Source organism: Amycolatopsis sp. BJA-103 (assembly GCF_002849735.1).
Lineage (GTDB): Bacteria > Actinomycetota > Actinomycetes > Mycobacteriales > Pseudonocardiaceae > Amycolatopsis.
In genome coordinates, this window is sequence record NZ_CP017780.1 from 7,985,500 (window position 1) to 8,008,930 (window position 23,431).

Annotated in this window: 20 protein-coding genes and 1 tRNA gene; 11 read left to right on the top strand and 10 right to left on the bottom strand. The window is 68.2% G+C overall.

Translation table 11 applies throughout. From position 1 onward, the window contains the following. Nucleotides 1–11: 11 nt before the first annotated feature. Nucleotides 12–4,439: a ricin-type beta-trefoil lectin domain protein gene (locus BKN51_RS35825; protein ID WP_101611812.1), complete on the top strand. Its 4,428-nt coding sequence runs from the start codon at nucleotides 12–14 to the stop codon at nucleotides 4,437–4,439. Between the two features lie 63 nt (nucleotides 4,440–4,502). After that, on the top strand, nucleotides 4,503–5,657 hold the full coding sequence (locus BKN51_RS35830; protein WP_101611813.1) for an epoxide hydrolase family protein: 1,155 nt from the start codon (nucleotides 4,503–4,505) through the stop codon (nucleotides 5,655–5,657). Between the two features lie 69 nt (nucleotides 5,658–5,726). Here the strand turns inward: BKN51_RS35830 and BKN51_RS35835 are convergent, their stop codons facing one another. Continuing rightward, nucleotides 5,727–6,314, bottom strand: a complete 588-nt coding sequence (locus tag BKN51_RS35835) for a bacterial proteasome activator family protein (RefSeq protein WP_101611814.1) — start codon at nucleotides 6,312–6,314, stop codon at nucleotides 5,727–5,729. Nucleotides 6,315–6,448: 134 nt separating this feature from the next. Between BKN51_RS35835 and BKN51_RS35840 the strand changes: the two genes are divergently transcribed. Continuing rightward, the gene (locus BKN51_RS35840) at nucleotides 6,449–7,648 is read left to right on the top strand and encodes a cysteine desulfurase-like protein (protein ID WP_101611815.1); all 1,200 of its coding nucleotides are present in this window, start codon (nucleotides 6,449–6,451) and stop codon (nucleotides 7,646–7,648) included. A 52-nt stretch (nucleotides 7,649–7,700) separates the two neighbouring features. On the opposite strand, the gene BKN51_RS35845 is transcribed toward BKN51_RS35840, so the two are convergent. Then, nucleotides 7,701–8,678 (bottom strand): NAD(P)H-quinone oxidoreductase, encoded by a 978-nt coding sequence (locus tag BKN51_RS35845; protein ID WP_101611816.1) that lies wholly within the window; start codon nucleotides 8,676–8,678, stop codon nucleotides 7,701–7,703. 80 nt (nucleotides 8,679–8,758) lie between these two features. On the opposite strand from BKN51_RS35845, the gene BKN51_RS35850 reads away from it, so the two are divergent. Then, a complete protein-coding gene (locus tag BKN51_RS35850; RefSeq protein WP_199192948.1) occupies nucleotides 8,759–10,306 on the top strand; it encodes a M28 family metallopeptidase in 1,548 nt (515 codons plus the stop codon). A gap of 85 nt (nucleotides 10,307–10,391) precedes the next feature. Here the strand turns inward: BKN51_RS35850 and ypfJ are convergent, their stop codons facing one another. Next, nucleotides 10,392–11,318 (bottom strand): KPN_02809 family neutral zinc metallopeptidase, encoded by a 927-nt coding sequence (gene ypfJ, locus BKN51_RS35855; RefSeq protein ID WP_101611818.1) that lies wholly within the window; start codon nucleotides 11,316–11,318, stop codon nucleotides 10,392–10,394. 538 nt (nucleotides 11,319–11,856) lie between these two features. On the opposite strand from ypfJ, the gene BKN51_RS35860 reads away from it, so the two are divergent. After that, nucleotides 11,857–12,360, top strand: a complete 504-nt coding sequence (locus BKN51_RS35860) for a MarR family winged helix-turn-helix transcriptional regulator (protein WP_174720492.1) — start codon at nucleotides 11,857–11,859, stop codon at nucleotides 12,358–12,360. Here BKN51_RS35860 and BKN51_RS35865 read toward each other — a convergent pair. Both BKN51_RS35865 and BKN51_RS35870 read right to left on the bottom strand, forming a co-directional pair. Beyond that, the gene (locus BKN51_RS35865) at nucleotides 12,350–13,489 is read right to left on the bottom strand and encodes an RNA polymerase sigma factor (protein WP_101613659.1); all 1,140 of its coding nucleotides are present in this window, start codon (nucleotides 13,487–13,489) and stop codon (nucleotides 12,350–12,352) included. The two genes, BKN51_RS35860 and BKN51_RS35865, sit on opposite strands and share 11 nt — an antisense overlap. Nucleotides 13,490–13,497: 8 nt before the next feature. Further along, nucleotides 13,498–13,905 carry a YciI family protein gene (locus BKN51_RS35870; RefSeq protein ID WP_101611819.1) on the bottom strand — a complete coding sequence of 136 codons (408 nt, stop codon included), beginning with the start codon at nucleotides 13,903–13,905 and terminating at the stop codon, nucleotides 13,498–13,500. A gap of 102 nt (nucleotides 13,906–14,007) precedes the next feature. Between BKN51_RS35870 and BKN51_RS35875 the strand changes: the two genes are divergently transcribed. Further along, entirely contained in the window at nucleotides 14,008–15,786 is a 1,779-nt protein-coding gene (locus BKN51_RS35875; RefSeq protein WP_101611820.1) for an RICIN domain-containing protein, read from the top strand. Nucleotides 15,787–15,839: 53 nt separating this feature from the next. On the opposite strand, the gene BKN51_RS35880 is transcribed toward BKN51_RS35875, so the two are convergent. The 3 genes from BKN51_RS35880 to BKN51_RS35890 all read right to left on the bottom strand — a co-directional run bounded on the left by BKN51_RS35880 (nucleotide 15,840) and on the right by BKN51_RS35890 (nucleotide 16,720). Next, nucleotides 15,840–15,928 (bottom strand) — tRNA-Ser (locus BKN51_RS35880). A 95-nt stretch (nucleotides 15,929–16,023) separates the two neighbouring features. After that, nucleotides 16,024–16,404 (bottom strand): DUF4190 domain-containing protein, encoded by a 381-nt coding sequence (locus tag BKN51_RS35885; RefSeq protein ID WP_101611821.1) that lies wholly within the window; start codon nucleotides 16,402–16,404, stop codon nucleotides 16,024–16,026. A gap of 28 nt (nucleotides 16,405–16,432) precedes the next feature. After that, a complete protein-coding gene (locus BKN51_RS35890; protein ID WP_101611822.1) occupies nucleotides 16,433–16,720 on the bottom strand; it encodes a DUF2277 domain-containing protein in 288 nt (95 codons plus the stop codon). 113 nt (nucleotides 16,721–16,833) lie between these two features. On the opposite strand from BKN51_RS35890, the gene BKN51_RS35895 reads away from it, so the two are divergent. Next, nucleotides 16,834–17,787, top strand: a complete 954-nt coding sequence (locus BKN51_RS35895) for an Ldh family oxidoreductase (protein WP_101611823.1) — start codon at nucleotides 16,834–16,836, stop codon at nucleotides 17,785–17,787. Nucleotides 17,788–17,882: 95 nt separating this feature from the next. On the opposite strand, the gene BKN51_RS35900 is transcribed toward BKN51_RS35895, so the two are convergent. After that, nucleotides 17,883–18,101 (bottom strand): RNA-binding S4 domain-containing protein, encoded by a 219-nt coding sequence (locus BKN51_RS35900; protein WP_005149665.1) that lies wholly within the window; start codon nucleotides 18,099–18,101, stop codon nucleotides 17,883–17,885. 7 nt (nucleotides 18,102–18,108) lie between these two features. Then, nucleotides 18,109–18,870, bottom strand: a complete 762-nt coding sequence (locus tag BKN51_RS35905; RefSeq protein ID WP_101611824.1) for a trypsin-like serine peptidase — start codon at nucleotides 18,868–18,870, stop codon at nucleotides 18,109–18,111. Between the two features lie 147 nt (nucleotides 18,871–19,017). On the opposite strand from BKN51_RS35905, the gene BKN51_RS35910 reads away from it, so the two are divergent. From BKN51_RS35910 to BKN51_RS35925, 4 genes are all read left to right on the top strand, one after another. Beyond that, complete coding sequence (locus BKN51_RS35910; RefSeq protein ID WP_101611825.1) at nucleotides 19,018–19,842, top strand: SDR family NAD(P)-dependent oxidoreductase; 825 nt, start codon at nucleotides 19,018–19,020, stop codon at nucleotides 19,840–19,842. A 96-nt stretch (nucleotides 19,843–19,938) separates the two neighbouring features. Continuing rightward, nucleotides 19,939–20,619 (top strand): hypothetical protein, encoded by a 681-nt coding sequence (locus tag BKN51_RS35915; protein WP_236781091.1) that lies wholly within the window; start codon nucleotides 19,939–19,941, stop codon nucleotides 20,617–20,619. Nucleotides 20,620–20,725: 106 nt separating this feature from the next. Next, nucleotides 20,726–21,988 carry an MFS transporter gene (locus tag BKN51_RS35920; RefSeq protein ID WP_101611827.1) on the top strand — a complete coding sequence of 421 codons (1,263 nt, stop codon included), beginning with the start codon at nucleotides 20,726–20,728 and terminating at the stop codon, nucleotides 21,986–21,988. Nucleotides 21,989–22,281: 293 nt separating this feature from the next. Then, nucleotides 22,282–23,418: a GGDEF domain-containing protein gene (locus BKN51_RS35925; RefSeq protein WP_233223066.1), complete on the top strand. Its 1,137-nt coding sequence runs from the start codon at nucleotides 22,282–22,284 to the stop codon at nucleotides 23,416–23,418. Nucleotides 23,419–23,431: the final 13 nt, after the last annotated feature.

A 23,431-nucleotide genomic window follows, 5' to 3' on the forward strand; every position in this document is an offset into this window, starting at 1 on the left:
CGGAAGGAAAAATGAAGACATTGCGACGTGCGGCCCTCGTAGCCGCCACCATGTCCTTGGCGGTGAGTGGCTTCACGTTGCCGGCCAGCGCGGCGCCACCAGGCGACGCGCCGGTCGCGGAATCGGTGGCCGGGCAGAGACCCAAGGAGCGAGTGGCCAAGGATCAGAACGGCCACGTGCTCCTCTACGTTCACGGTCAGAACGAGTCCGACCTTCGAAACGCCGTCAAGGCGGTCGGTGGGACGGTTTCCGCCGCGCAGCCCGGACGGATCAGGGCGGCGGTGGCCGAGGACAAAGTCGACGAACTCGCGAAGCAGTCAGGCGTCCGCGAAGTGAAGCGGCCGACCAAGGTGCTTCCGTCGAGCGTGACTTCCGAAGGTGTCGGGGTTTCCGGGGCCCAGGCATGGATCGACACGAACAACAAGGGCGCCGGGGTGAAGATCGGCATCCTCGATGTCGGGTTCGCCGGCCTTGCCGCTGCTCAGGCGGCAGGTGAGCTCCCGAGCGGGACCCAGCTCGTCACCAATGGCACGAACTGCCTCGACGCGACGATCGATGACCCGCACGGCGTGAACGTCGCGGAAATCGTCCATGACATGGCGCCCGCCGCGCAGCTCTACCTCGCTTGTGTCGAGGACGACATGGGCTTCGCGCCGGCCGCGGACTGGCTGCAGCAGCAGGGTGTGCAGATCATCAGTGCGGCGATCGCCGTGCCGGGAGCCGGCCGCGGCGACGGCACGGGACCGGATGCCAACAGCCCGGCGCAGGTCGTTCAGCGCTCTCGGCAAGCCGGAATCCTGTGGTCCACGGCGGCAGGCAACTACGGCCAGCGTCATTTCGCCGGCCAGGCGGCGGACCGGACCGGGGCGCCCACCTGGGTCGAGTTCAATGCGGCCTCGGAGGTCAACAACTTCTCGGTCGGCTCGGGTCAGCCCGCGACGGTGACTCTGCGCTGGGACGCGTGGCCGGTCACGACCAAGGATCTCGACCTGTACATCACCGACTCGTCGTCCGCTCCGACCGGTCCGAACGATTCGCATGTGGTGGCTCGGTCGACGCTCGCCCAGCGCGACACCGCCGGCGGTGGTGCCCCGGTCGAGGAAGCAACCTTTTTCAACAACACCGGTTTCGGCGGTACCTACTACGCCTGGGTCAAGAACAACAACGCTCCCTTCACCACGAAGTTCGACCTCTATCTGACCAAGCTCGGGGAGACCGGCGGTTTCCAGTGGTCGACTCCGGAAGGGAGCATCGCCGAACCTGCCAGCTCGCCGTACGCGTTGGCGACAGGTGCGACCAAGCCCGCATCAGGGCAACTTGAGCCCTACAGCAGCCACGGACCCACTGTCGATGGCCGGACGAAGCCGGACATCACCGGCTTCGCCAGCGTTTCGACCTTCACCAACGCGCCGGATCTCTTCACCGGGACGTCCGCGGCCTCCGCGCACGTCGCTGGTGTGGCCGCCCTGTTCAAGGGCGCCAATCCGCAGCTCGACGCCGCGCAGTTGGAATACCTGCTCAAGTCTCGCGCGAAGGCCGTGCCGGGTGGGTCGCCCAACGACTGGGGCGTCGGCGTGCTCTGGGCCGGTTCTCCCGGATCGGCGACCGCTGCTCAGCCCGGCGGCTACACCGCGCAGACGAACCCGACTCGGATCCTCGACACCAACACGGCGGTCGGTGGACATCAGCGGCGCTTCACCGCGGGTGAGACGTTCGCGCTGACGGTCCCCGGCGCGCCCTCCAACGCGACGGCGGTCGTGTTGACCGTGACCGCCGGGTTGGCCGACGGTCCGACCGAGCTGCGTTTCACTGCGGGTAATCCCGGAGCAGCGCAGCCGATCCGGTTCCCGCTGCAGACCAGCAGACAGACCACGCTGACTGTCATCGTTCCACTTGGCGGTGATGGGGCTGTCCGGATCCACAACACTGTCGGCACCCCGGGGATGACGGTGGATTTCGCCGGGTACTTCAGCCCTGACGGAGTGGGTACCTACACGGCCAAGGCCGGCGGGGCCAGGCTGCTCGACACGAAGAACCTGGCGTCGGTGAAGAACACGCCGCTCGGCGCGGGCGAGGAGATCGCTGTTCAGGTCCGGGGAGTGTCGGATGTTCCAGCGAACGCGACGACGGCGGTGGTGAACCTCACGGCCGGTCAGTCGACGGCGGGGACCTTCATCTCGGCTTACCCGCAGACCTACACGCCCGACACCAGCAGTGTCTTCATGAACGTCGGCCAGCGACGGTCCAATATCGCCTTCGTCCGGATCGGTGACGACGGGAAGATCCGGCTGCGGAACTCGGCCGGTTCGACTCATCTCGCGGTCGACTTGCTGGGGTGGTTCGCCCCGGGCAACGGTGCCAAGTTCGTCCCGGCGCTCGGAACCAGCCGGGTGATCGACACCGGTACTGGGACCGGCGTCCCGGTGGGGACCTTGAAGCGGGGCGCTACCGTGACCGCGCAGGTCGCGGGGACCGCGGGGGTGCCACTCGGCGCGACCGGCGTGGTGATCACCGGGTCCGCAGCGGACAAGGTGATCAACACAGGAGTCTCCTTCTTCGCTCCTGAAACCGGCTTCGCCAACGCGCCGGCACTGCAGGTCGACCAGGGCAAGACGGCGCCTGCCACGGCGCTGGTCCCGCTGGGCCCGAGTGGGAAGCTCAGCGCCTCGAACACCGAAGGAGAGGCCGAACTCACCGCTGACGTGGCAGGCTACTTCGTCGGAGGTCCGGCGGCCGGTCCGGCGGGGAACTGCGTCAACGCGAACCTCGAACCCGGCTTCAGTTCGCTCATGGACGGCAGGTCCGAGTCTTCCCTTGCTCGCTGGGGGCCGACTCTCGCCGCGCAGGACGGTTGTGAATTCGGCACGCTGTCCGGGACAGCCGGACCGTGGAACCCGTCCAACCTCTTCGACAACGACTTCACGCTGAAGGTCGATTGGAAGGCGACAGGCGCGAACTCGCAGTCGGCCGTGCACGTCGGGCTTCCGCGTGGCCCTGGCCCCGCCGCGGCGCAGATCGCGATCGGTGGAGCCTCGGCGGCACCGACGGACGCGACCGGGGCGATCAAGGGCATCAAGGCGCCGATCGCGACAGCGGCGAAACCGGTCGGTGAGTGGAACACCTTCGAGATCACCGTGGCCGGTCCCAAGGTGACGGTGCTGCTCAACGGCACCAAGGTGAACGAGTACACCGCTCCGTCGATGTTCAACCGGCGCTCCTACGTCCAGCTCTCCGGCCATGGAACCGGTGACCAGGTCAAGTACCGCAATCTGAGGACACGCTCGAACCGGGTGTCGATGAGCGGCCTCGTGACCGGCGTCGGCGGCGCCTGCCTCGATCTGTCCGGTGGCGTGCCGACCAACACCACGGTCCAGATGTGGACCTGTTCGGGCTCCGTCGCGCAGCAGTGGACGGCCGGGGACACGGCGCTCCATGTCCTCGGACAGTGCCTGGACGTGCAGGGTGGTGCGACGGCGGCGGGGTCTCGCGTGGTCGCGGTGGGCTGTGCGGGCTCGTTGACACAGGAATGGCAGATCTTCGACGACGGCCGGATCTTCAACCTCGGATCCGGGCGATGCCTTTCGGCGGCCGGCTCGACGGACGGGTCCATCGTCACCATCCAGGACTGCAACGGCCAGGCGCAGCAGATCTGGAAGATCGCGGAACGAGCCGCTCCGGCAGGCCAGCTGACCGACGGGTTCGGTGCCTGTCTCAACGTCAGCGGCCGTATCGTGGCCAACGGTGCGACCATCGGGACGACAGGTTGTATCGCTTCCTTGTCGGATACGTGGACCCTGGCGAAGGACGGAAGCGTCCGGGCGCTCGGGCGCTGCCTCGATGTGAAAAACGGACTCGTGGCCGACGGGACGCCTGTCTGGTCGTACCAGTGCACCGGTGACGCTGCTCAGTTCTGGCAACTGAGAGCCGATGGTTCGCTCATCAACCCGAAGTCCGGAAAGTGTCTCGACTCGACCCAGGGCGCGACCTCGGTGACGATCCAGGCCTGCACGGGTTCGCAGAACCAGGCATGGAGCGTCGTCCGGTCGTTCCCGCACAAGGGGCGGCTCGCCGGCGTGAGCGGCAAGTGCGCGGACGTGTACTACAACAACGACGCGAACGGCACGGCGATCAACCTGTACACCTGCAGTGGATCCACCGCTCAGCAGGTGTTGGTGCAGAACGACGGCACCATCAGGATGAAGAGCCGCTGCATGGACGTCACCAACGGTGCCACCGCGAACGACACACCGGTCCAGTTGTGGGACTGCAACTACGGACTGGCGCAACGCTGGTTCCAGCGCCCGGACGGCATGATCGAGAACACCGGTTCCGGCCGGTGCCTCGGTTCGCTGAGCGGCGGTGACGCGGAAGGCACGCGCCTGGTGATCTATGACTGCCAGCACGTCGCCAACCAGCGTTGGGGAATCGATTTCGAGTGATCGGTAGACGGTAGGGAGGATCGAGGACCGTTCCTGTCCTCGATCCTCCCTACCGTCGTCCGTATGACCATCTCGCCGTTCAAGATCGCCGTCCCCCAGCGTGACCTCGACGACCTAGCCGCCCGCCTCGCGAACACCCGCTGGCCGGACGAGATCGACGGCGTCGGCTGGGGCCTCGGGACGCCGCTCGGGTACCTCCAGGAGCTCGCCGAGTACTGGCGCCTCCGCTACGACTGGCGCGCGCACGAGGAGCGCCTCAACGGCTTCCCCGGCTTCATGACGAACATCGACGGCGCGGACATCCACTTCCTGCACGCCCGCTCGCCCGAGCCGGACGCGAAGCCGTTGATGCTCACGCACGGCTGGCCCGGATCCATCGTGGAGTTCCTCGACGTCATCGGGCCCCTGTCCGATCCGCGCGCGTACGGCAGCGACCCGGCGGACGCGTTCCACGTCGTCGTACCGTCGCTGCCCGGCTTCGGGTTCTCCGGGCCGACGACCGAGGCGAACTGGGGATCCGACCGGATCGCCGACGCCTGGCCGGTGCTGATGTCGCGGCTCGGGTACGAGCGGTTCGGGCTGCACGGCGGCGACTGGGGCGCGATCGTGTCGCGGCAGGTGGGCGTCCGGTGCCCGGAGCGGGTGATCGGCGCGCATCTGACGATGCTGCCGAGCGCGGTGCCCGAGTCGGAGGCCGATCTCGAAGGGCTCACCGGCGACGAACTCGCGCGCGGTGAGGCGGCGCTGGCGCGCGGGCGGGACTTCCAGTACGGCGAGCTGGGCTACGCGATGATCCAGGCGACCAAGCCGCAAACGCTTGCCTACGGGCTCACCGACTCACCGGCCGGGCAGCTCGGGTGGCTCGTGGAGAAGTTCAAGTCCTATTCGGACTCGCGCGACGTTCCCGAGGACGCCATCGATCGCGACGATCTGCTCACCAACGTGATGCTCTACTGGCTCACCGGCACGGCGAACTCGTCTTCGCGGATCTATTCCTCGCTGGGCGGGGCCTGGGGCGAGGAGCCGCCGAAGTCCACTGTGCCCACTGGGGTGGCCGTGTTCCCGAAGGACACAGGCCTCCCGATCCGGCATCTCGCCGAGCGCACCGACAACATCGTGCACTGGTCCACTCCGGACCGCGGCGGTCACTTCCCGGGACTGGAGGTGCCGGACCTGCTCATCGGGGACCTGCGGGCGTTCTTCCGCCCGCTGCGCTGACCCCTCCGACCGCAATGAAGGGGACTTTCCTTGCAAATTTCGCAAGGAAAGTCCCCTTCATTGCACTTGTCAGAGGTACTGGCCAGGCCCGTGAGCCTCGCCGGGGCCGCCGAGGGCGCCACCCGCGGAAGGACCGGCCGGGAGCCCGCGCCGCATCTGTTCCAGCTGCACCCGCGCGGCCATCTGCTGCGCGAACAGCGCGGTCTGGATGCCGCTGAACAGCCCTTCCAGCCAGCCGACCAGCTGAGCCTGGGCGATCCGCAGTTCGGCGTCCGAAGGCGTCGAGTTCTCGGTGAAAGGCCGCACCAGTCGCTCGAGTTCGTCCTGCAGTTCCGGCGCCAGCGCCTGCTCCAGCTCGCGGATCGAGGTCTGGTGGATCTCGCGCACGCGCGTGCGGCTGGCGTCGTCCAGCGGTGCGGCGCGGACCTCCTCCAGCAACTGCTTGATCATCGTGCCGATCCGCATCACCTTGGCGGGCTCTTCGACGAGGTCGCCGAGCGACTCCTCGCCTTCGGCCTGCTCGGAGCCGCCGGCGAGGCGCGCGGTGCCGACCGGGACGCCGTCGGGACCGACGACCACCACGTGCGGTGAAGAGTCTCCGCCGCCGTCACCGGGGGTGGTCGATTCGCGGGAAACTGGGTCGGTCATGTGCTCCATCCTGGCCTACGTCGGGCACAAAGCGCAGCGCGGTTTTCGATGCCGTCTCCGAGCGTAGCGGGAATCGTCGCGCCCCGTGGTCGGGCACCCAACCCCGGGTAAAGCGCCAAACCGCACGTCCGTACGGTGTCCCCATGGCGTTCGACGTCGCTCGTATCCGTGGGTTGTTTCCCGCGCTGGGTGACGGCTGGATTCACTTCGACGGCGCCGCCGGAATGCTCGTACCTGAACAGGTCGCTTCGGCCGTATCCACGGCCATGCGCGCTCCGGTGTCCGGGCCGGGTGGAGCGTTTCCGGCCTCACAGCGTGCGGAAAGCATTGTCACGGCCGCTCGCCGGGCGGTCGCCGACCTGGTCGGCGCCGACCCGGCCGGAGTCGTGCTCGGACCCAACGCGCCCGACCTCATCCGCCGTCTCGTCGACGCGATGGCCGACCGCTGGACGATCGGCGACGAGGTCGTCGTCTCCCGGCTCGACGAGGAGGCCAACCTCGCGCCGTGGCGCCGCGCCGCGAAACGGGTCGGCGCGGTCGTGCGCTGGGGCGAGATCGACATCGAGACCTGCGAGCTGCCCGCTTGGCAGTACGAGAACCTCGTCTCCGCGCGCACCAAGGCCGTCGCGGTCACGCTGGCGTCCGGTTCGGTCGGCACCCGGCCCGACGTCCCGACGGTGATCGAGTTCGCCAAACGGGTCGGCGCGCTGGTCGTCGTCGACGCGACGTACGCGGCGCCGTTCGTGCCGCTGGACCTCAACGCGCTCGGCGCCGACGTGATGGTGGTTTCGGCGCAGGCCTGGGGCGGGCCGTCGGTGGGGGCGCTGGTCTTCCGCGATCCCGAACTGCTCGAACGCCTGCCGTCGGTCTCGCTCGACCCGGCCGCGCGCGGACCGGCCCGGATGGAACTGGGGCCGCACGCGTATCCGTTGCTGGCCGGCCTGATCGCGTCGATCGACTATCTGGCCGGGTTGGACGACGCGGCGATGGGCTCGCGGCGCGAGAAGCTGGTGACATCGCTGGGATCGGCGAAGTCGTACCACGCGGGACTTCTGGCGCAACTGTCCACGGAGCTGCGTTCGCTGAGGCACGTCATGGTGATCGGCGACGCCATGCGCCGGATCCCCGCGCTGGCCTTCGCCGTCGCGGGCAAGAAGTCGCCCGAGGTCGCGGAGTACCTCGCGTCCCAAGGGCTCTGCGCCTTCGCCGACGACGGCACGAGCGGGGTCTTCGGATCACTGGGCGCCGCCGAAGTCGGCGGCGCCGTCCGGATCGGCCTCGCGCACTACTCGAACGTCTTCGAGGTCAATCAGCTCGTCCGGGTGCTGGAAGAGATCCGCTGAGCCCGGACCACGCCCCGCCGCCACCCTCAACGGACAGGCTGCGCCTGACTCGTCAGGATTTTGCGGCCAGAAGAACCTTGCCGAAAACCGTGCCTTCTTCGAGCGCGCGGTGCGCCGAGGCCGCCTCGGCCATCGGGACGACCTGTCCGACGATCGGCTTCACCGAACCCTGCCCCACCAACGGCCACAGCCGCTCGCGGACGTCGGCGACGATCGCGGCCTTCTGGTCCAGCGGCCGCGACCGCAGGCCGGCGCCGAACACGCTGGCGCGTTTGCCCATCAGCTTGCCGATGTTGAGCTCGCCCTTGACCCCGCCCATCATGCCGATGACCACGAGCCTGCCGTCCATGGCCAGCGCGTCGAGGTTGCGGTCGAGGTACTTGGCGCCCATGTTGTCGAGGACGACGTTCGCGCCGCCGGTCTCGGCGCGCAGGACCTCGACGAAGTCCTGCTCCTTGTAGTTGATCGTGATGTCGGCGCCGAGCTGGCGGCAGCTCTCGAGCCGTTCCGCCGAACCCGCGGTCACCGCGACCGTCGCGCCGAGCGCCTTGGCGACCTGGATCGCGTGCGTGCCGATCCCGCCCGCCCCGCCATGGACGAGCAGGACCTCGCCCTCGGACAATCCGGCGTGCATCACCACGTTCGCCCAGACCGTGCACGCGACTTCGGGCAATCCGGCGGCCGCGAGTAATTCGACTTCGGCGGGAAGCGGAAGCAGTTGTCCCGCCGGGACGGCGACCTTTTCCCCATAGCCACCACCGGCGAGCAAAGCACAAACCTCGTCGCCGATTTGCCATCCTTCGACGCCTTCGCCGATTTCGGCGATCGTGCCCGAACATTCGAGCCCGAGGATTTCGCTCGCACCCGGCGGAGGAGGGTAATGACCCTGGCGTTGCAGCAGGTCAGCGCGGTTGACGGCGCTCGCGGCGACGTCGAGAACCACTTCGCCTTCGCCCGCCACCGGATCGGGGACCTCGGTCCATTCGAGAACGTCGGGATCGCCGGGCTCACGGATGGTGATCGCGTACATACAACCGACCCTATAACGGTGATGGGAAGTCCGCCGAACGTCGGTTGACCTATGACGCAAACCACACAAAGGTGACGCTCATGTCATATTCGCGAAGAAGCATTGTTCCCTCGATCGTGGTGATGGCGACCGCCGCGCTCACGGTCGGAATGGCTCCCGCTGCGACGGCCGCGCCGAAACTCGACGGTCCCGCACTGGCCAAGCAGCTCGTCAACAAGGTCGACGTGGGCAACGTCAACCGGCACCTGATCGCGCTTCAGCGGATCTCGGATTCGACCGGCGGCCGTCGCGCGGCCAGCACCGAGGGCCACAAGAAGTCCGCGGAGTACGTGGCCACGAAGCTGGAGCAGGCGGGCTTCACGGTCACGCGCCAGGAGTTCCCGTTCACCTACGCGGAGACCCTCGCGGAGAAGCTGACGGTCGCGGGTGCCGACGTCCCGATCATCATCATGTCCTACAGCCCGTCGACGCCCGCGGGTGGAATCACCGCGCCGCTCGCGGTGGTCCCGGTCGACGACACCAGTGGTTGTGAAGCGGCCGACTACGCCGGTGGGGTCACCGGCAAGATCGCGCTGATCCAGCGCGGTGGCTGCTCCTTCGCGCAGAAGCAGGCGACCGCCGCCGAGGCCGGTGCCGTCGGCGCGATCGTCTACAACAACGTCCCGGGCCCGGTCAACGGCACCCTGGGCGACCCGGCCGCGGGCAAGATCCCGACCGGTGGCATCACCCAGGCCGACGGCCAGGTGCTCGCGGGCAAGGCCGGCGCCTCGGTCACCCTCGACCTGCGTGCCCTCCAGGAGGCGCGGACCAGCTACAACGTCCTCGCCGAGACCAAGACCGGTCGCAAGGACAACGTCGTGATGCTCGGCGCCCACCTCGACAGCGTCACCGAGGGCCCCGGCATCAACGACAACGGCACCGGTTCCGCCGCGCTGCTGGAGACCGCGCTGCAGCTGGGCAGCAAGCCCAAGGCCAACAACGCGGTCCGCTTCGGCTGGTGGAGCGCGGAGGAGTTCGGGCTCGTCGGCTCGACCCACTACGTCAACTCGCTGAGCTTCGAGCAGCAGCTCGACGTCGCGCTGTACCTGAACTACGACATGATCGGCTCGCCGAACGCGGCGTACTTCGCCTACGACGGTGACGACTCCGACGCCACCGGCGCGGGCCCCGGCCCGTACGGTTCCGCGCAGCTCGAGAAGACCCTCGTGGACTACCTCGAGAAGGGCAAGGGCGTCCCGGTCGAGGGCACCGACTTCACCGGTCGTTCGGACTACGGCCAGTTCATCGCGGTCGGCATCCCGGCCGGTGGCCTGTTCACCGGTGCCGAAGGCGTGAAGACCGCGGCGCAGGCCGCCAAGTGGGGCGGTAGCGCCAACGTTCCTTACGACAAGTGCTACCACCAGAAGTGCGACAACCTCGGCAACGTCGACCGCGTCGCGCTCGACCGCAACTCCGACGCCGTCGCCTGGGCGCTGGGCGTGTACGCGACCAGCACCGAGAACATCAACGGTGTCCCGGGTGGCAAGGCCGCGAAGGCCAAGGCCGTCCGCGCGGCCGAGCGGTCCAAGCAGCGGAGCCTGACGGCTTCCGTCCACGCTGACGACCACCACGGCCACGTCGCCGCGTAGTAGCTCCCTCAAATGCAATGAAGGGGACTTTCATAGCGAAATTTGCTATGAAAGTCCCCTTCATTGCGTCTCTGGAGAGGGAGACTCAGCCCAGGCTGTTGGTCGCGAAGGTGTCGCACCGCGCCGGCTGGCCGGTCTGGAAGCCGGTGGTGAACCACTTCTTCCGCTGCGCCGAAGTGCCGTGGCTGAACTTCGACTCGTCGACCCGGCCGCCGCCCAGCTTGGTCTGGATGTAGTCGTCACCGATGCGCGAAGCGGTGTCCAGCGCGGAGTCGATGTCTTCCTGGCTGATCTCGGTGATCAGCGGACGCCCGGTCTCGGTCGGTGCGGTCGTGGCGTGGTTCGCCCAGACCCCGGCGTAGCAGTCGGCCTGCAGTTCGAGCCGCACCGAACCCGACGTCGGCCCGCTCCCGGTGCCCTTTTTGGACACTCCGGTGAGGTTCTGCACGTGGTGACCGTATTCGTGGGCCAGCACGTACGCCTCCGCGAACGGCCCGCCCTGCGCGCCGAACCTGGTGCGGAGTTCGTTGAAGAACCCGAGATCGATGTAGACCTCGGAGTCGCCGGGGCAGTAGAACGGCCCGACGTCGGAAGTCGCGTTGCCGCAGGCCGTGTTCACGCCGCCGCTGAAGAAGTTGGTGACGGCCTTGCGGTAGGTCGACCCGGACCGCTGGAACTCCTGCCCCCAGTAGTCCTGGATCGAGTTGATGATGGCGACGATCGCGCAGTCGTGCTTCCGGTTCGCGTCCGCGCCGGTCTTGCATTCCTGCGACAGCGACGTGTTGTCCGTCTGCTGCCCGGAACCCACGGCGCCGAGGCCGCCGAGCCCGCCCGAGGACGGGTTCAGGTCCACGCCGCCGAACTGGGAGAGGAGGAAGTAGATGACGAGGCCCACCACGCCGAGCCCGCCGCCGCCGAGTGCCACCCGGCCGCCGATACCGCCACCACCGCCACCGCCGCGCAGGTCCTCGACTTCGGAGGTGTCCAGGCCCGCGCCTTCGTCGAATCGCACGGGGGGAAGCGTAGCCGGAGAGGGCCGGATATGCCTGGGTGCGGCCACGCGAAGTGGCCGCACCCAGAACTACCGAGGTTGTCTTGTTCCGATCGCCGGTTGGCCGCGATCACCGGGCCGGCGCCTGGCGCTGCCGAGGCGGTCGAAGAGGCCGCTAACCCGAAACAGGCCGGAGTGACGCCGAATGCGCGAGAATTGTCGAGCGCATCCGAGATGCCCGCGCTCGTCGCTGTTCACAGTCGCGACCGACCCGGTCCTTTCCGTTCCGGTCGCGGGGACACAGCAGGCGGTCAACCGCGAGAATCACCCGCCATACCACCACCTGACCCTTCCCGGCTGGGAGGCAGGTCCGACGGCCATCCGATGGCTCGCCCGATACTTGCCCGACCATCCGCTGACAAGCAGAATGCGCCTTTTCTCGCCGAGTCTCAACCTTTTCGTAACCCTCCTTCGGGCGAATGTTCCGCCGGATTTTTCAGGGGCCGAAAAGTGACCGGTGGGTATGCGCCTCGTGCGATCAACGATCTACCCTGCGTGGATGGCGGTGGAGCAAAAAGAAGTGCGCTGGCTGTCCGAGTCGGAGATGGTCGCGTGGCGCTCGTACATCGTCGCCACCATGCGCCTGCGGCAGCGGCTGCACCGGGAACTTTCCGAGCGTCACGAAGTCACCCTCGCCGACTACGAGGTCCTGGTCTGCCTTTCGCTCCAGCCCGACAGCCGGATGCGGATGACGGAGCTGGCGAGCATGCTCGGCTCGACCAAGAGCAGGCTTTCGCACCAGATGGTCCGGCTGGAAGCCGAAGGCATCATCCGCCGCACTCGCGACCCGGCGGACAAACGCGGCGTCGTCGCGGAACTGACGGAACGTGGCTCGGAACTGCTGGAGGGCGCGGCGCCGACGCATGTCGAGGGCGTCCGGGAGCACCTGATCGACCTCCTGAGCCCGGAAGAGCAGCAGGTGCTGGGGCAGGCCTTCGGGCGGGTGCTGGAGCACCTGTCGGAGATCGACGGCCTGCCGCGGCTGCCGCCGGTCACTTCTTGAGGGCGTTGATCCTCGCGGCCTGACGGGTCAGGTGGGCGCTCTCGGCCAGGTTCGCCGCCTTCTCGGCGGCCTCGCTGTACAGCCGCGCCGCTTTCGCCAGGTCTCCGTCGCGCTCGTGGAGGTACGCGGCCACCGCGGTGTACCGGGGGAGCGAGTCGTCCAGTTCCGCGAGCGCCGCCAAGCCGGCCCGCGGTCCGTCCGCCTCGCCGACGGCCACCGCGCGGTTGAGCCGCACGACCGGGCTGCCGGTCAGGTGCGTGAGTTCGTCGTACCACTCGACGATCTGCACCCAGTCGGTCTCCTCGGCGGCGGGCGCGTCGGCGTGGAGCGCCGCGATGGCGGCCTGCGCCTGGAACTCGCCCAGCTTGTCGCGGGCCAACGACGCTTGCAGGATCTCGACACCTTCGGCGATCAGGCGCGTGTCCCAGAGGCCGCGGTCCTGTTCGGCCAGCGGGACGAGGTCGCCGCCGGACGTCCGGGCGGCGCGCCGGGCGTGGTGCAGCAGCATGAGCGCGAGCAGCCCCGCGACCTCGGGATGGTCGATCGAGGCCGCCAGCCGCCGGGTGAGCCGGATGGCTTCGGCGGCGAGGTCGACGTCGCCGGAGTAGCCCTCGTTGAAGACCAGGTAGAGCACGCGGAGCACGGTGGCGACGTCGCCGGCCTGGTCGAACCGCACTCCGGACACGGTGCGCTTGGCCCGGCTGATGCGCTGCGCCATGGTCGCCTCGGGCACCAGATACGCCTGCGCGATCTGGCGGGTGGTCAGCCCGCCCACGGCGCGCAGGGTGAGCGCGACCGCGGACGACGGCGTCAGCGACGGGTGGGCGCACAGGAAGTAGAGCTGCAGCGTGTCGTCCGAGTCAGGGGCGGGCCCGGGCTCCGGCTCCTCGTCGACGAGGTCCTCGCGACGGCGCCGGGCGGCGTCCGACCGGGCCGCGTCGAGGAACTTGCGCCAGGCGACGGTGACGAGCCAGCCCTTCGGGTCCTTCGGCCGGTCTCCCGGCCAGACGCGGACGGCCTCGATCAGCGCTTCCTGCACGGCGTCCTCGGCCGCGGCGAAGTCGGCCCCGCGGCGGACGAGGATCCCGAGGACGTTCGGCGTGAGGCTCCGGAGCAGGGTCTCGTCCACTTCGGCGGTCACTCCGTGATGACCAGCGGCTCGCCCCATAACGGACGCAGTTCGAGCCACTCGTGGATCGGTTTCCCACCCGCTCCCGGAGCGGCCGACAGCTCGCCCGCGAGTTCGAGCGCGCGCTCGTGGCTGTCGACGTCGATCAGCATGAAACCGGCGATGAGGTCCTTGGTCTCGGCGAAGGGGCCATCGGTGACCGGCGGCTTGCCCTCGCCGTCGTAGCGGACGAAGGTGCCTTCGGGGGCGAGAGCCCGCTCCTCGACGAACTCGCCGGTCTCCACGAGCCGGTTCGCGAAGTCCCGCATGTACTGCACGTGCGCCGTGATCTCTTCCGGGGCCCACTGGTCCATCGGGATGTCGTTGACCGACGCCGGTGCGCCCCGGTAGTGCTTGAGCAGCAAGTACTTGGCCATGGCGGAAGGGTAATGGCAGTCTGCCGGTGCTTCTGCCTGGTGGTCTATACATCCGATCTCTAGCCTTCTTATCGCGTTCCTCCATCGCGAAAGGAAGAGCACTTGTCCAAAGCAAGAAGGCGCTCCGCCGGCCTGCTGGTGACCATCGGCCTCATCTGCGGCTTGCTCGTGGGTGAAACAGCCGGAGCCTCCGCCTCCGATGATTTCGCCGCCACGGACCACAGCCGGCCGTTGCCGCCCGGCGCGACCCCGGTGGCCCCACTCGCTCTCTCCGTCGCTCAAGCGCAGATCGCCGCCAACCCGGTGGTCTGCGAGGGCGACGGGGTCTCCGGTAAACGCATCGAGCTGGTCTACGTCCGTGAAGCCGGCCAACCCGACCGGTACTCCACCGTCGTGCCGTCCCTGCGCGCCTACGCGTCCGGGATGGACGACTCGTTCAACGACAGCGCCGCGCTGACGGGCGCCAGCAGGCACGTCCGGTACGTGACGACCGCAGGCGCCGGTTGCCAGGTCGCCGTCGCCAACCTGGTGGTGCCCGACGGCACGTACCTGTCCGGCGCGATCCGCGACCGGGCCATCCAGGCGGGCCACTACAACGCCGACCGCGACTACATCCTGTTCTCCGACAACCCCCACACCTGCGCGGGTACCTGGGGCGACAGCGACGACCAGCCCGGTCCCGCCAACGCCTTCAACAACGGCAGGCACTACACCGAGATCGCCGTGCCCTGCTGGGGGGTCAACGCCGTCGCCCACGAGGTGGGCCACATGCTCGGCGCGGTCCTGCCGGGCGCCCCGCACTACCAGGGCGGCGGCCACTGCTCCCAGGAATGGGACCTGATGTGTTACGGCGACACCCAGTCCTTCGATTGCACGCAGCGTGATTTCGACCGGCTGCTGGACTGCGGCAACGACGACTACTTCAGCACGAATCCCGTCCCCGGAAGCTGGCTCGCCACGCACTGGAACGTCGCCAACAGCGCCTTCCTGATCAAAAAGGACACTCCGGACAACGACGACGGCCATGCCCAAGGCGGGAAGACCTACGTCATCACCGGCGCGAGCGGCAACGCCATCGACGTCGTGGGTTCCTCGACCGGCGGTCTCGCCAACCTCAGCCACCGCGCCCGGACCGACTCCCAGAGCCAGAAATGGATCCTGGGCTACAACACCGGTCTGCAACTCGTCAACGCCAACAGCCAGCTGTGCGCCGACAGCGCCCAGAGCGGGACGGCGCCCGGCACGCAGATCCTGCAGTACAACTGCAACGGCCAGAACGGCATGCGGTGGGCGTTCCAGCCACTCGGCAACGGCAAGGTGGCGATCTTCAACTACCTGACGGGCTACGCGATCACCGACGGCGGCGCGTACCCGGCCCCGCTCGTCCAGCAGCCCTACACCGGGGCGGCCAACCAGCAGTGGACCCTGAACCCCATCGCCGACCCCGGTCCGCAGGCGGGCAAGAAGTACTACCTTTCCGTCGCCACCAACGGCAACAGCGCGGCCGTGGTCGACGGTTCGACGTCCGCCGGCGCGAAGATCACCAATGTGGCCAGGCAGAACGACAACGGCCAGAAGTGGAAGCTCACCGACGCGGGCGGCGGGTACTGGAAGATCGTGAACGAGCGGAGTGGCCAGTGCGTGCGGCCGGTTTCCGGCAGCACCGCGGACGGCGCGCTCCTCGAACAGACGCACTGCGGCTCGTCCACGAATCAGCAGTGGAAGCTGCTCCGGAGCGCCGACTCGCGCTACGGGCTGGTGAACCGGGCCAGCAACTTCGCGGTGCGGCAGGTCAACAACGGCACGGCTTCGATCCTGGAGCAACGGCCGTTCGTGGGCGGTCGTAGCGACGAGACCGTCTGGGCCCTCGTGCCCGCGTGACCCCGCGAAGCTCCCCAGGTCAGCCGATCTGGGGAGCTTCGCTTTCTCAAGACTGGCGGTAGCGGTGGGATTCGAACCCACGGAGGACAGAGCCCTCGCATGTTTTCAAGACATGTTCCTTCGGCCGCTCGGACACGCTACCGCCACCGAGGATATCCGACGGTCTGTTGCCCGAACGCTTCGGATGTATTCGAAGCGAAGCTTTCCGTTGAGGGTGGTGGCGGGGGCATGGATGGACTAGTCGAAGTCCCAGTCGGTCGCGACACCGACGATGACGAACAACAGCACGAGACCGACGATGATCGCGACGCCGATGTAGCCGATGATGATCGCCGCGAGCGCCATCCCCTGGCCGCCGGCTTCGCCGCGTTTGGCCTTCGAGTGCGCGATATGCCCCATGATCACGCCGATGACCGACAGCAGCCCGGTGCAGACGACCAGACTGGCGATCGACACGACCAGTGCCGCGATCGCCAGGCCCTGGTCCTGCGGCGGCATCGCTGGGCCGTAGCCATAGCCCGGCTGCTGGTACGGCTGCCCGTACGGAGGTTGCTGCCCGTAAGTGGGCTGCTGTCCGTAGGGCTGCTGCTGACCATAGGGGTCCTGCGGATATGTCACCGGCTCACCGTAACCGCCGATGCTTGGTTCAGGACGCCTGAGTCTTGGCTGCCTTCGCGGCGATGCGCGCCTGGACCTCGGGACGGCGCAACGGCGGCACCGTCGTCGGCGGTTGACGGCGGGCGGGCAGTTCGGTGAGCAACCGCCTGGTGATCGCCGTGATCTCGGCGACGGCGGCCTCGAAGGGCTCGCGCGTGGCGTCGGAGAGGCTCTGCACCCCGGACACCTTGCGGACGTATTGGCGGGCGGCGGCCTCGATCTCGTCCGGCGTCGCCGCCGGCTCCAGGCCTCGAAGCGTGGTGATGTTCCGGCACATGCCCCGATAGTACGCCCGCCCACCGACGCTTCCGGGCGCTTCGATCACACAGTCGGTTAGAAGGTGCTCAGGTTCGTTGACGCCGAAAAACGCGTTTAGGCACCCTCGGCGGAGTGCCCCTCAGACCTCGCTCCCTCCGCCGTGCGCCCGTCGAGCCGATCCCCGAACCGGCCGAACCCTCCCCGATCCCGGAACAGGTCTGGCAGCGCGTCCCGATCGACGCCCTGGTCGACCTCGTCACCGAGGTCTTCACCTCGCACGATCTGCCGTGGTCGCGCGCCCGCATGGCCGCCGAGGCGTTGTGCCACGGCGACCTCACCGGAACCCCCGAATCGGGGGTCGCCGAACTGACGCGGCTGCATCTGCCGATGCTGGTCAACGGCATGGTGCGGCCGCGCGCCGAACCGCTGATGATCGCCGACCGCGGCGCCGCCGCCCTGATCGACTACCGCCGCGCGCCGGGGCTCTGGGCCGTCGGTGACGCGATGGACCGGGCGGTGTCCCGCGCGGGCCGGTACGGCGTCGGGCTCATGTCGGTGCGCGGCGTCGGGCCGTTCGGCCGCGCCGGGCACCACGCCGCGAGGGCGTTGCCGCACACCATGATCGGGCTCGTCATGGCGGCGGGCGGGGAGCGCGGGACGGCCGCGAACCCGCTCGGCATGGCCGCCCCCGCCGGGGCATATCCCGAATTCGTCCTCGACCTGGACACCCTCGCGGACACTGCCGGTGCGGCCAGCGCCTCGATCGCCGGCTTTTCCCTGCTGGTCGAGATCTTCGCCGGGGTCCTGTCGGGCGTCGGCGACCACGATCACGACACCGGGCTCATGGTGATGGCGATCGCGCCGACGACGCTGCGCAGCGCGGACGGTTTCTACAAGGCCGCGAGCGCGTTGTTCGGCAGCCTGCTCGGCTGGGAAGGCGGGACCCCGGTCCGCTACCCCGGCTGGCGCGAGGCGCAGTATCTCGAACAGTGCCAGGCGCTGGGTGTCCCGCTGAACGAGCCGGTGCACCGGGAGCTCGAAGAACTCGCCAAGGCGCTGCGCCTGGCGCCACTGCAGGGCCGCTAGGCCGGGACGAGCTGAAGGGGACTTTCCCCGCGTGAGACGCGGTGAAGGGAGCTTTCGCCGCATGTGATGCGGGGAAAGTCCCCTTCAGCTCCCGCCTAGGCCAGGACGACGCGGCCGCCTTCGCCGCCGACCTCCACGACGTCGCCGTTGGTCAGCTGACGTCCGCGCCGGACCTCCACCTCGCCGTTGACCGTGACCTCTTCGGCGTCGAGGAGGTCTTTGGCGTGCGAGCCGTCTTCGGCGAGGTTGGCCAATTTGAGGAACTGGCCGAGGCGGATCGGCTCGCCGGTGATCGGGACGTCGTGGATGCTCATGGGGAGATCATCCCCGCGTGTCCATCTTCCGGTACAAGGTGGCGACGTCGGTGTCGAAATAGCTGCTGTAGGACGTGTCCGGATCGTCCCCGCCGTACAGATAGCCGCCGATCACGCCGACGACGGTGCCGAGTTCGGTCTTCGGATCGGGGTCGACCACCCACGGGCCGCCGCTGGTGCCGGTCGTGAAGCCGGGGCACGAGACGCGCATCTGGTAGGTGTCGGCCTGCTCGCTGGCGCCGTGGCAGACGACCGGCGCCTCTCGTTCGTCCGGATACCCCGTCAGGGTGATCGTGTGGGCGAACCCGCCGCCGGCCACCAGGTTGTTGGCACCGGTGACGCTTTCCAGAGTCTTCGGGTTGCCTGCCTGACGCGCGGTCGCGAATCCGACATCCAAGTCCGGATCGGACGAATCGGCCCATCCTTCGGGAACCTGCGGATCCGAGACGTCCCAATAGCCGTAGGGCGCGACGCCGTCGTGATAGCCGGGCGCGAACGAGATCCCGGTCGCGTACTCGCCGCCTTCGCCGTCGTGGAGGCAATGTGCCGCGGTGAGCAGGAGATCTCCTGGGCCACTGTGGACGACGCTGGCCGTGCAGAAATGCGATCCTTCGATGAAGAGCGCGCCGATCGCCGGGTTGAGGGGCGAAGCGGGAGTGGCCGCCACGGTCGCCGCGGCGGCGGTGTCGGCGTCGGTCCCGTCGGGATCCGACGCGGCGGAGCAACCGGTCAGAACGACACAAAGAGCGAGTAACAGGGCGCGGCGCATCGCCTTCCTTTCGCTCGTCCACGGCTGTCCTGGCTACAGATCACCATAAGCGGTCCACGAACACAGCCCGAATCGATCAACGCACAGCAAGCTCACAGCCGTAGTATGTGTTACCTCCGGTAACAGTCGAGCTGGATGGGAGCGGGTATGAAGTCGTTCACGGACAAGGTCGTGGTGATCACGGGCGCGGGGTCGGGAATCGGTCAGGCGCTCGCGGTCGACCTGGCGGGGCGCGGGGCCAGGCTGGCGCTGTCCGACGTCGACGCCGTCCGCGCGGCCGCCACCGTCGCGCTGTGTGAAAAAGCGGGCGCGACCGCGAAGGCGTACGAGCTGGACGTCGCGGACCGTGACGCCGTTCTCGCGCACGCCGAGGAGGTCGCCGTCGATTTCGGGGGCGCCAACGTCGTGGTGAACAACGCCGGGGTCGCGCTCGGCGCGACGGTCGAAGAAATGACCTGGGACGACTACGACTGGCTGATGGGGATCAATCTCGGCGGAGTGGTCAACGGGACGAAAGCCTTTCTGCCGCAGGTGATCGCTTCGGGTGACGGGCACATCGTCAACCTTTCGAGCGTGTTCGGCTTCATCGGCGTGCCCACGCAGAGTGCCTACAACGCGGCGAAATTCGCGGTGCGGGGGTTCACCGAGGCACTGCGGCAGGAAATGCTGATCGCCCGGCATCCGGTCAAGGTCAGCTGCGTGCATCCCGGTGGCATCAAGACGAATATCGCCCGCGACGCGCGGGGCGGCGTCGAGCGGGACATCGACAAAGCCGCGGAGGGCTTCGAAAAGATCGCGAAGACGACACCCGCGAAGGCCGCGCAGACCATCGTGCGCGGTATCGAACGGGGGACGCCGCGCATCCTGATCGGCCCTGACGCCTATGTCATCGACGCGATTCCCCGGGTTCTCGGCTCCTTTTACCAGCGGCCGTTGGCACTGCTGGGGCGCTTGGGGATGAGGAACCTCTGAATGGAGTAACCCTCCGTGGTCCGGACGGCTCGGGATAACTCGATCGGGGTGCGTTACTTACGGCGGCGTCGGAAATGCACCACAATGCTCAAGTTCGTGATTCCCCTTCCGGAGGTCCCCATGCCGCGCGCCGCCCAGCGCCGTACGCCGACCGACGCCGCGCTCTGTGCGAGCGTGCCCGTCGAGACCGCCGAATTGCTGGACCGGACGGGGATCATCGCGGCGAGTCTGCCGAAACGGCGGCGCAGCCCGGAGAACGAGCCCGTTCCCGAGCCGATGCCGGTCCGGACCCCGGTCTGCGATCCGGTCGTCGACAAGGATCTGCGGCCCAAGGCCGTCGTCATCCACCGCCGCGCCCGGTCCTGGCTGGTCGGCGGAGCGGGTGTGGCCCTGCTCGCGATCGGCTGGTTCGCCGGCACGTTCACCCTCGCACCGGTCGACGACACCGCCTTGCCCGAGCAGCCGCTGCCCGCCGTGGTGACCCAGCAGCCCACCCCGCCGGTCGCGCCGCCCGCGCCGCAGGCCGCCCCGGTGACCGTCTATGTCCCGGTCACCGTGAAGCAGCAGGCGCCCGCGACGACGAAGAGGAAGCCCGCCAGGGAACAGGTCGTCGCCCTGCCGCCCGCCGAGACCCGGCCGACGGAGCAACCACGCTCCGACACCGGATCGCGCGACAAGACCACGGAGGGCTTCCGGAACATGATGGATCCCGCCGTGGCGAGCTCGCTGGCGATGGAAATGGCACAGGGGATGATGGGCTACGGCGCAGGTCGCTGACCACGCGGAATCGTCTCTCCACAGTGGACACTCACCGTCGTCGTGGGCCGGATGGTCGCTGACACAACGGAAGTGATCGACTACCGTGAGCCAAGGGGAGGGGCTCATGGAAAAGGGGGATTCCGCTCGGAGCACCGCGTTCATGGCGGCTTTCGCCGTCGGCGAGTTCCGGGCGTTGTGGGCGGCCGAGGCGCTTTCGCAGGCCGGTGACCAGCTGGCCAGGGTCGCTTTGTCGGTGCTGGTCTGGGAAAGAACGGCTTCGGCCGGATTGACCGGGCTCGCCTACGGGCTGACGTATCTGCCGACGCTGATCGGCGGCACCCTGTTCGCCGGGCTGGCCGACCGGTATTCGCGGCGGACGGTGATGATCGTCTGCGATCTGCTGCGCGCGGGGATCGCGGCGCTGATGGCAATTCCGGGGACACCGCTGCCGGTGCTGGCCGGGCTGCTGGTGATCCTGACGATGGCGGGCGGTCCGTTCCGGGCGGCGCAACTCGCGTTGCTTCCGGACGTCCTCGAGGGCGAACGGTACGTCGCGGGGCTCGCGGTGCGGACGATCACCATCCAAACGGCACAGCTGGCGGGCTTCGGCGGTGGCGGACTGGTGATCGGGCTCGTGACGCCCTACTGGGGACTGGTGATCGACGCGATGACCTTTGTGGTCTCGGCGCTGCTCGTGTCCACAGGGGTTCGTCGCCGGAGGCCCGCCGCCGCGGAATCATCGGTGAAAAGCCGGGTGGCACGGGCTTTCAGTGGTGAAGGTGCCAGGGAACTGTGGCGCGGCAAGGGAATCCGGGTGCTGTTCGGGCTGAAGATGCTCGCCGGGTTCGCCATCGCGCCGGAAGGGCTCGCGGCCCCGCTCGCCGTCGGACTCGGGGCGGGGACTTTCGCGGTCGGACTTATTCTCGCGGCGGATCCGGTCGGTTCGGTAATCGGATCGTGGATCTTCACGAAATGGGTTCCCGCTCGGCGGAAAACGCGAATGGTCGGCATTCTCGCCATTGCATCCGTTGTTCCTCTGCTTTTCGTCTTCTTTCGTCCGTCGCTGCCGGTCTGCCTCGCGCTGATCGTGCTCAGCGGGGCCTGCGCGGCGCCGTACCACCTGCAGGCCATCGCGTTGATGGCCCGCGCGGTGCCGGACGGCGTCCGGGCACAGGTGATGGGCCTGACCTCGACGAGTTTGGTGACGGTGCAAGGAATCGGGATCATGCTCGCGGGCGGTCTCGCCCAGTTGACCGGTCCGTTCGTGGCCGTCGGAGTGGCCGCGGCGGTCGCCGTCGCCACGGCGGGCCCGATGGCGATGGCGTGGAAACGCACCATCGCCACCGGGCCCGATGTATGGCTCCCGGCCGGGAGCCGGACCGGCTGAATTGGTGGGATCAGTCCTCGCGACCGTTCATGATGATCCTCCCTCCCACTGCTCCATCTGTGTGTTCCGAAAATAACGCGAGCCACCCTCAGTACTACCTCGGATACATTGAAATGTGTACGGAAGGGGGACCGGTGACGATGATTATGGGGGATGCGGAACTCGCCGGAGAAGGGGCCGGCACACGTCTGAGAGCCTGGGTGGGACGCTGGGAGTTATGGTCCGGACCACGTGGCGTACCTGCGGTTTTTCTTATTGTGGAAGGACTTGCGGCGGCACTCGCCGTAATCGCCTTGCTCCGATCGAACTACGAGACTACGGAATTCGTCCGATTTGGATCACTGCTCGGCCTCGCCTTCCTGCAGGCCGAGCTTTCGCGTTCGGTGGAACGGCTGCGGCGCACGCTTTGTGACCGGCCGCACATCAACATGACTTCGGTGTGGACGTTCGCGGGGGTGCTCGTCCTGCCGCCGGGGCTCGCGCTCGCCCTCGGACTGCTCATCTACCTGCACCTTTGGCTCCGGGTATGGCGGGGGATGAGCCACCGCCCGGCCTACCGCGTCGTGTACTGCGCGGCGGCGATAGTGCTGTCCTGCCTGGCTTCGGGGGCCATCGTCGCGGGCTGGAACGGCCTGCCCGTCGGGTTCACCGGGTCACTGCGGATCGTCGAGGCGGCGGCCGTGTTCACCGTGGCCAACGCGGTCATCGTGGCGCTCTCGGTCTACCTGCACACCGGGGGCCGGTCGCTGCGTTCGCTGTTCGGCACCGGTGACGACAACCTGCTGGAAGTCACCACGCTGGTGCTCGGGACGTCGACCGCGCTGGGTATCGTGCACGCGCCCGCGCTCGTCCCGTTCGTCCTGCTGCCCGTCCTGGTGCTGCACCGCAGTGTGCTGGTGCGGCAGCTGGAGATCGCGGCGAACATCGACGGCAAGACCGGGGTGCTCAACGCCCACGCGTGGCATCTGCTGAGCGAGCGGGAGCTTTCGTCGGCGGCCAGGGCGAAGAGCAAGCTCGGCGTGCTGATGCTCGATCTCGACCACTTCAAGCAGGTCAACGACGTCTACGGCCATCTCGCGGGCGATGTCGTGCTCAAGGTCGTCGCGACGACGATCTCCGAGCACGTACGCGACTACGACTCTGTCGGGCGCTTCGGCGGCGAAGAGTTCGTCGTACTCCTGCCCGGCGCGACGGAGACCGAAGTGATCCCCGTGGCCGAGCGGGTCCGGCAGGCGGTGATGGACATCGAGGTCGAAGTCGGGACGGTTTCGGGGCCGCGGACCGTACGAGGCCTTTCGGTCTCGATCGGCGCCGCGGTCTACCCGGCCGGTGGGACCGTCCTGGAACGTCTGCTGCACGTCGCCGATTCCGCGCTCTACCAGGCGAAGCGGAACGGCCGGAACCGCGTCGTCTCGCTCGCCGCCGCCTGACCAGCCCGCGTTT

Excerpts from the sequence above, each read along its gene's own strand:
- BKN51_RS35825 (WP_101611812.1), top strand. The coding sequence starts at position 12 with ATGAAGACATTGCGACGTGCGGCCCTCGTAGCCGCCACCATGTCCTTG.
- BKN51_RS35830 (WP_101611813.1), top strand. The coding sequence starts at position 4,503 with ATGACCATCTCGCCGTTCAAGATCGCCGTCCCCCAGCGTGACCTCGAC.
- BKN51_RS35835 (WP_101611814.1), bottom strand. The coding sequence starts at position 6,314 with ATGGAGCACATGACCGACCCAGTTTCCCGCGAATCGACCACCCCCGGT.
- BKN51_RS35840 (WP_101611815.1), top strand. The coding sequence starts at position 6,449 with ATGGCGTTCGACGTCGCTCGTATCCGTGGGTTGTTTCCCGCGCTGGGT.
- BKN51_RS35845 (WP_101611816.1), bottom strand. The coding sequence starts at position 8,678 with ATGTACGCGATCACCATCCGTGAGCCCGGCGATCCCGACGTTCTCGAA.
- BKN51_RS35850 (WP_199192948.1), top strand. The coding sequence starts at position 8,759 with ATGTCATATTCGCGAAGAAGCATTGTTCCCTCGATCGTGGTGATGGCG.
- BKN51_RS35860 (WP_174720492.1), top strand. The coding sequence starts at position 11,857 with ATGGCGGTGGAGCAAAAAGAAGTGCGCTGGCTGTCCGAGTCGGAGATG.
- BKN51_RS35870 (WP_101611819.1), bottom strand. The coding sequence starts at position 13,905 with ATGGCCAAGTACTTGCTGCTCAAGCACTACCGGGGCGCACCGGCGTCG.
- BKN51_RS35890 (WP_101611822.1), bottom strand. The coding sequence starts at position 16,720 with ATGTGCCGGAACATCACCACGCTTCGAGGCCTGGAGCCGGCGGCGACG.
- BKN51_RS35900 (WP_005149665.1), bottom strand. The coding sequence starts at position 18,101 with ATGAGCATCCACGACGTCCCGATCACCGGCGAGCCGATCCGCCTCGGC.
- BKN51_RS35905 (WP_101611824.1), bottom strand. The coding sequence starts at position 18,870 with ATGCGCCGCGCCCTGTTACTCGCTCTTTGTGTCGTTCTGACCGGTTGC.
- BKN51_RS35910 (WP_101611825.1), top strand. The coding sequence starts at position 19,018 with ATGAAGTCGTTCACGGACAAGGTCGTGGTGATCACGGGCGCGGGGTCG.
- BKN51_RS35920 (WP_101611827.1), top strand. The coding sequence starts at position 20,726 with ATGGAAAAGGGGGATTCCGCTCGGAGCACCGCGTTCATGGCGGCTTTC.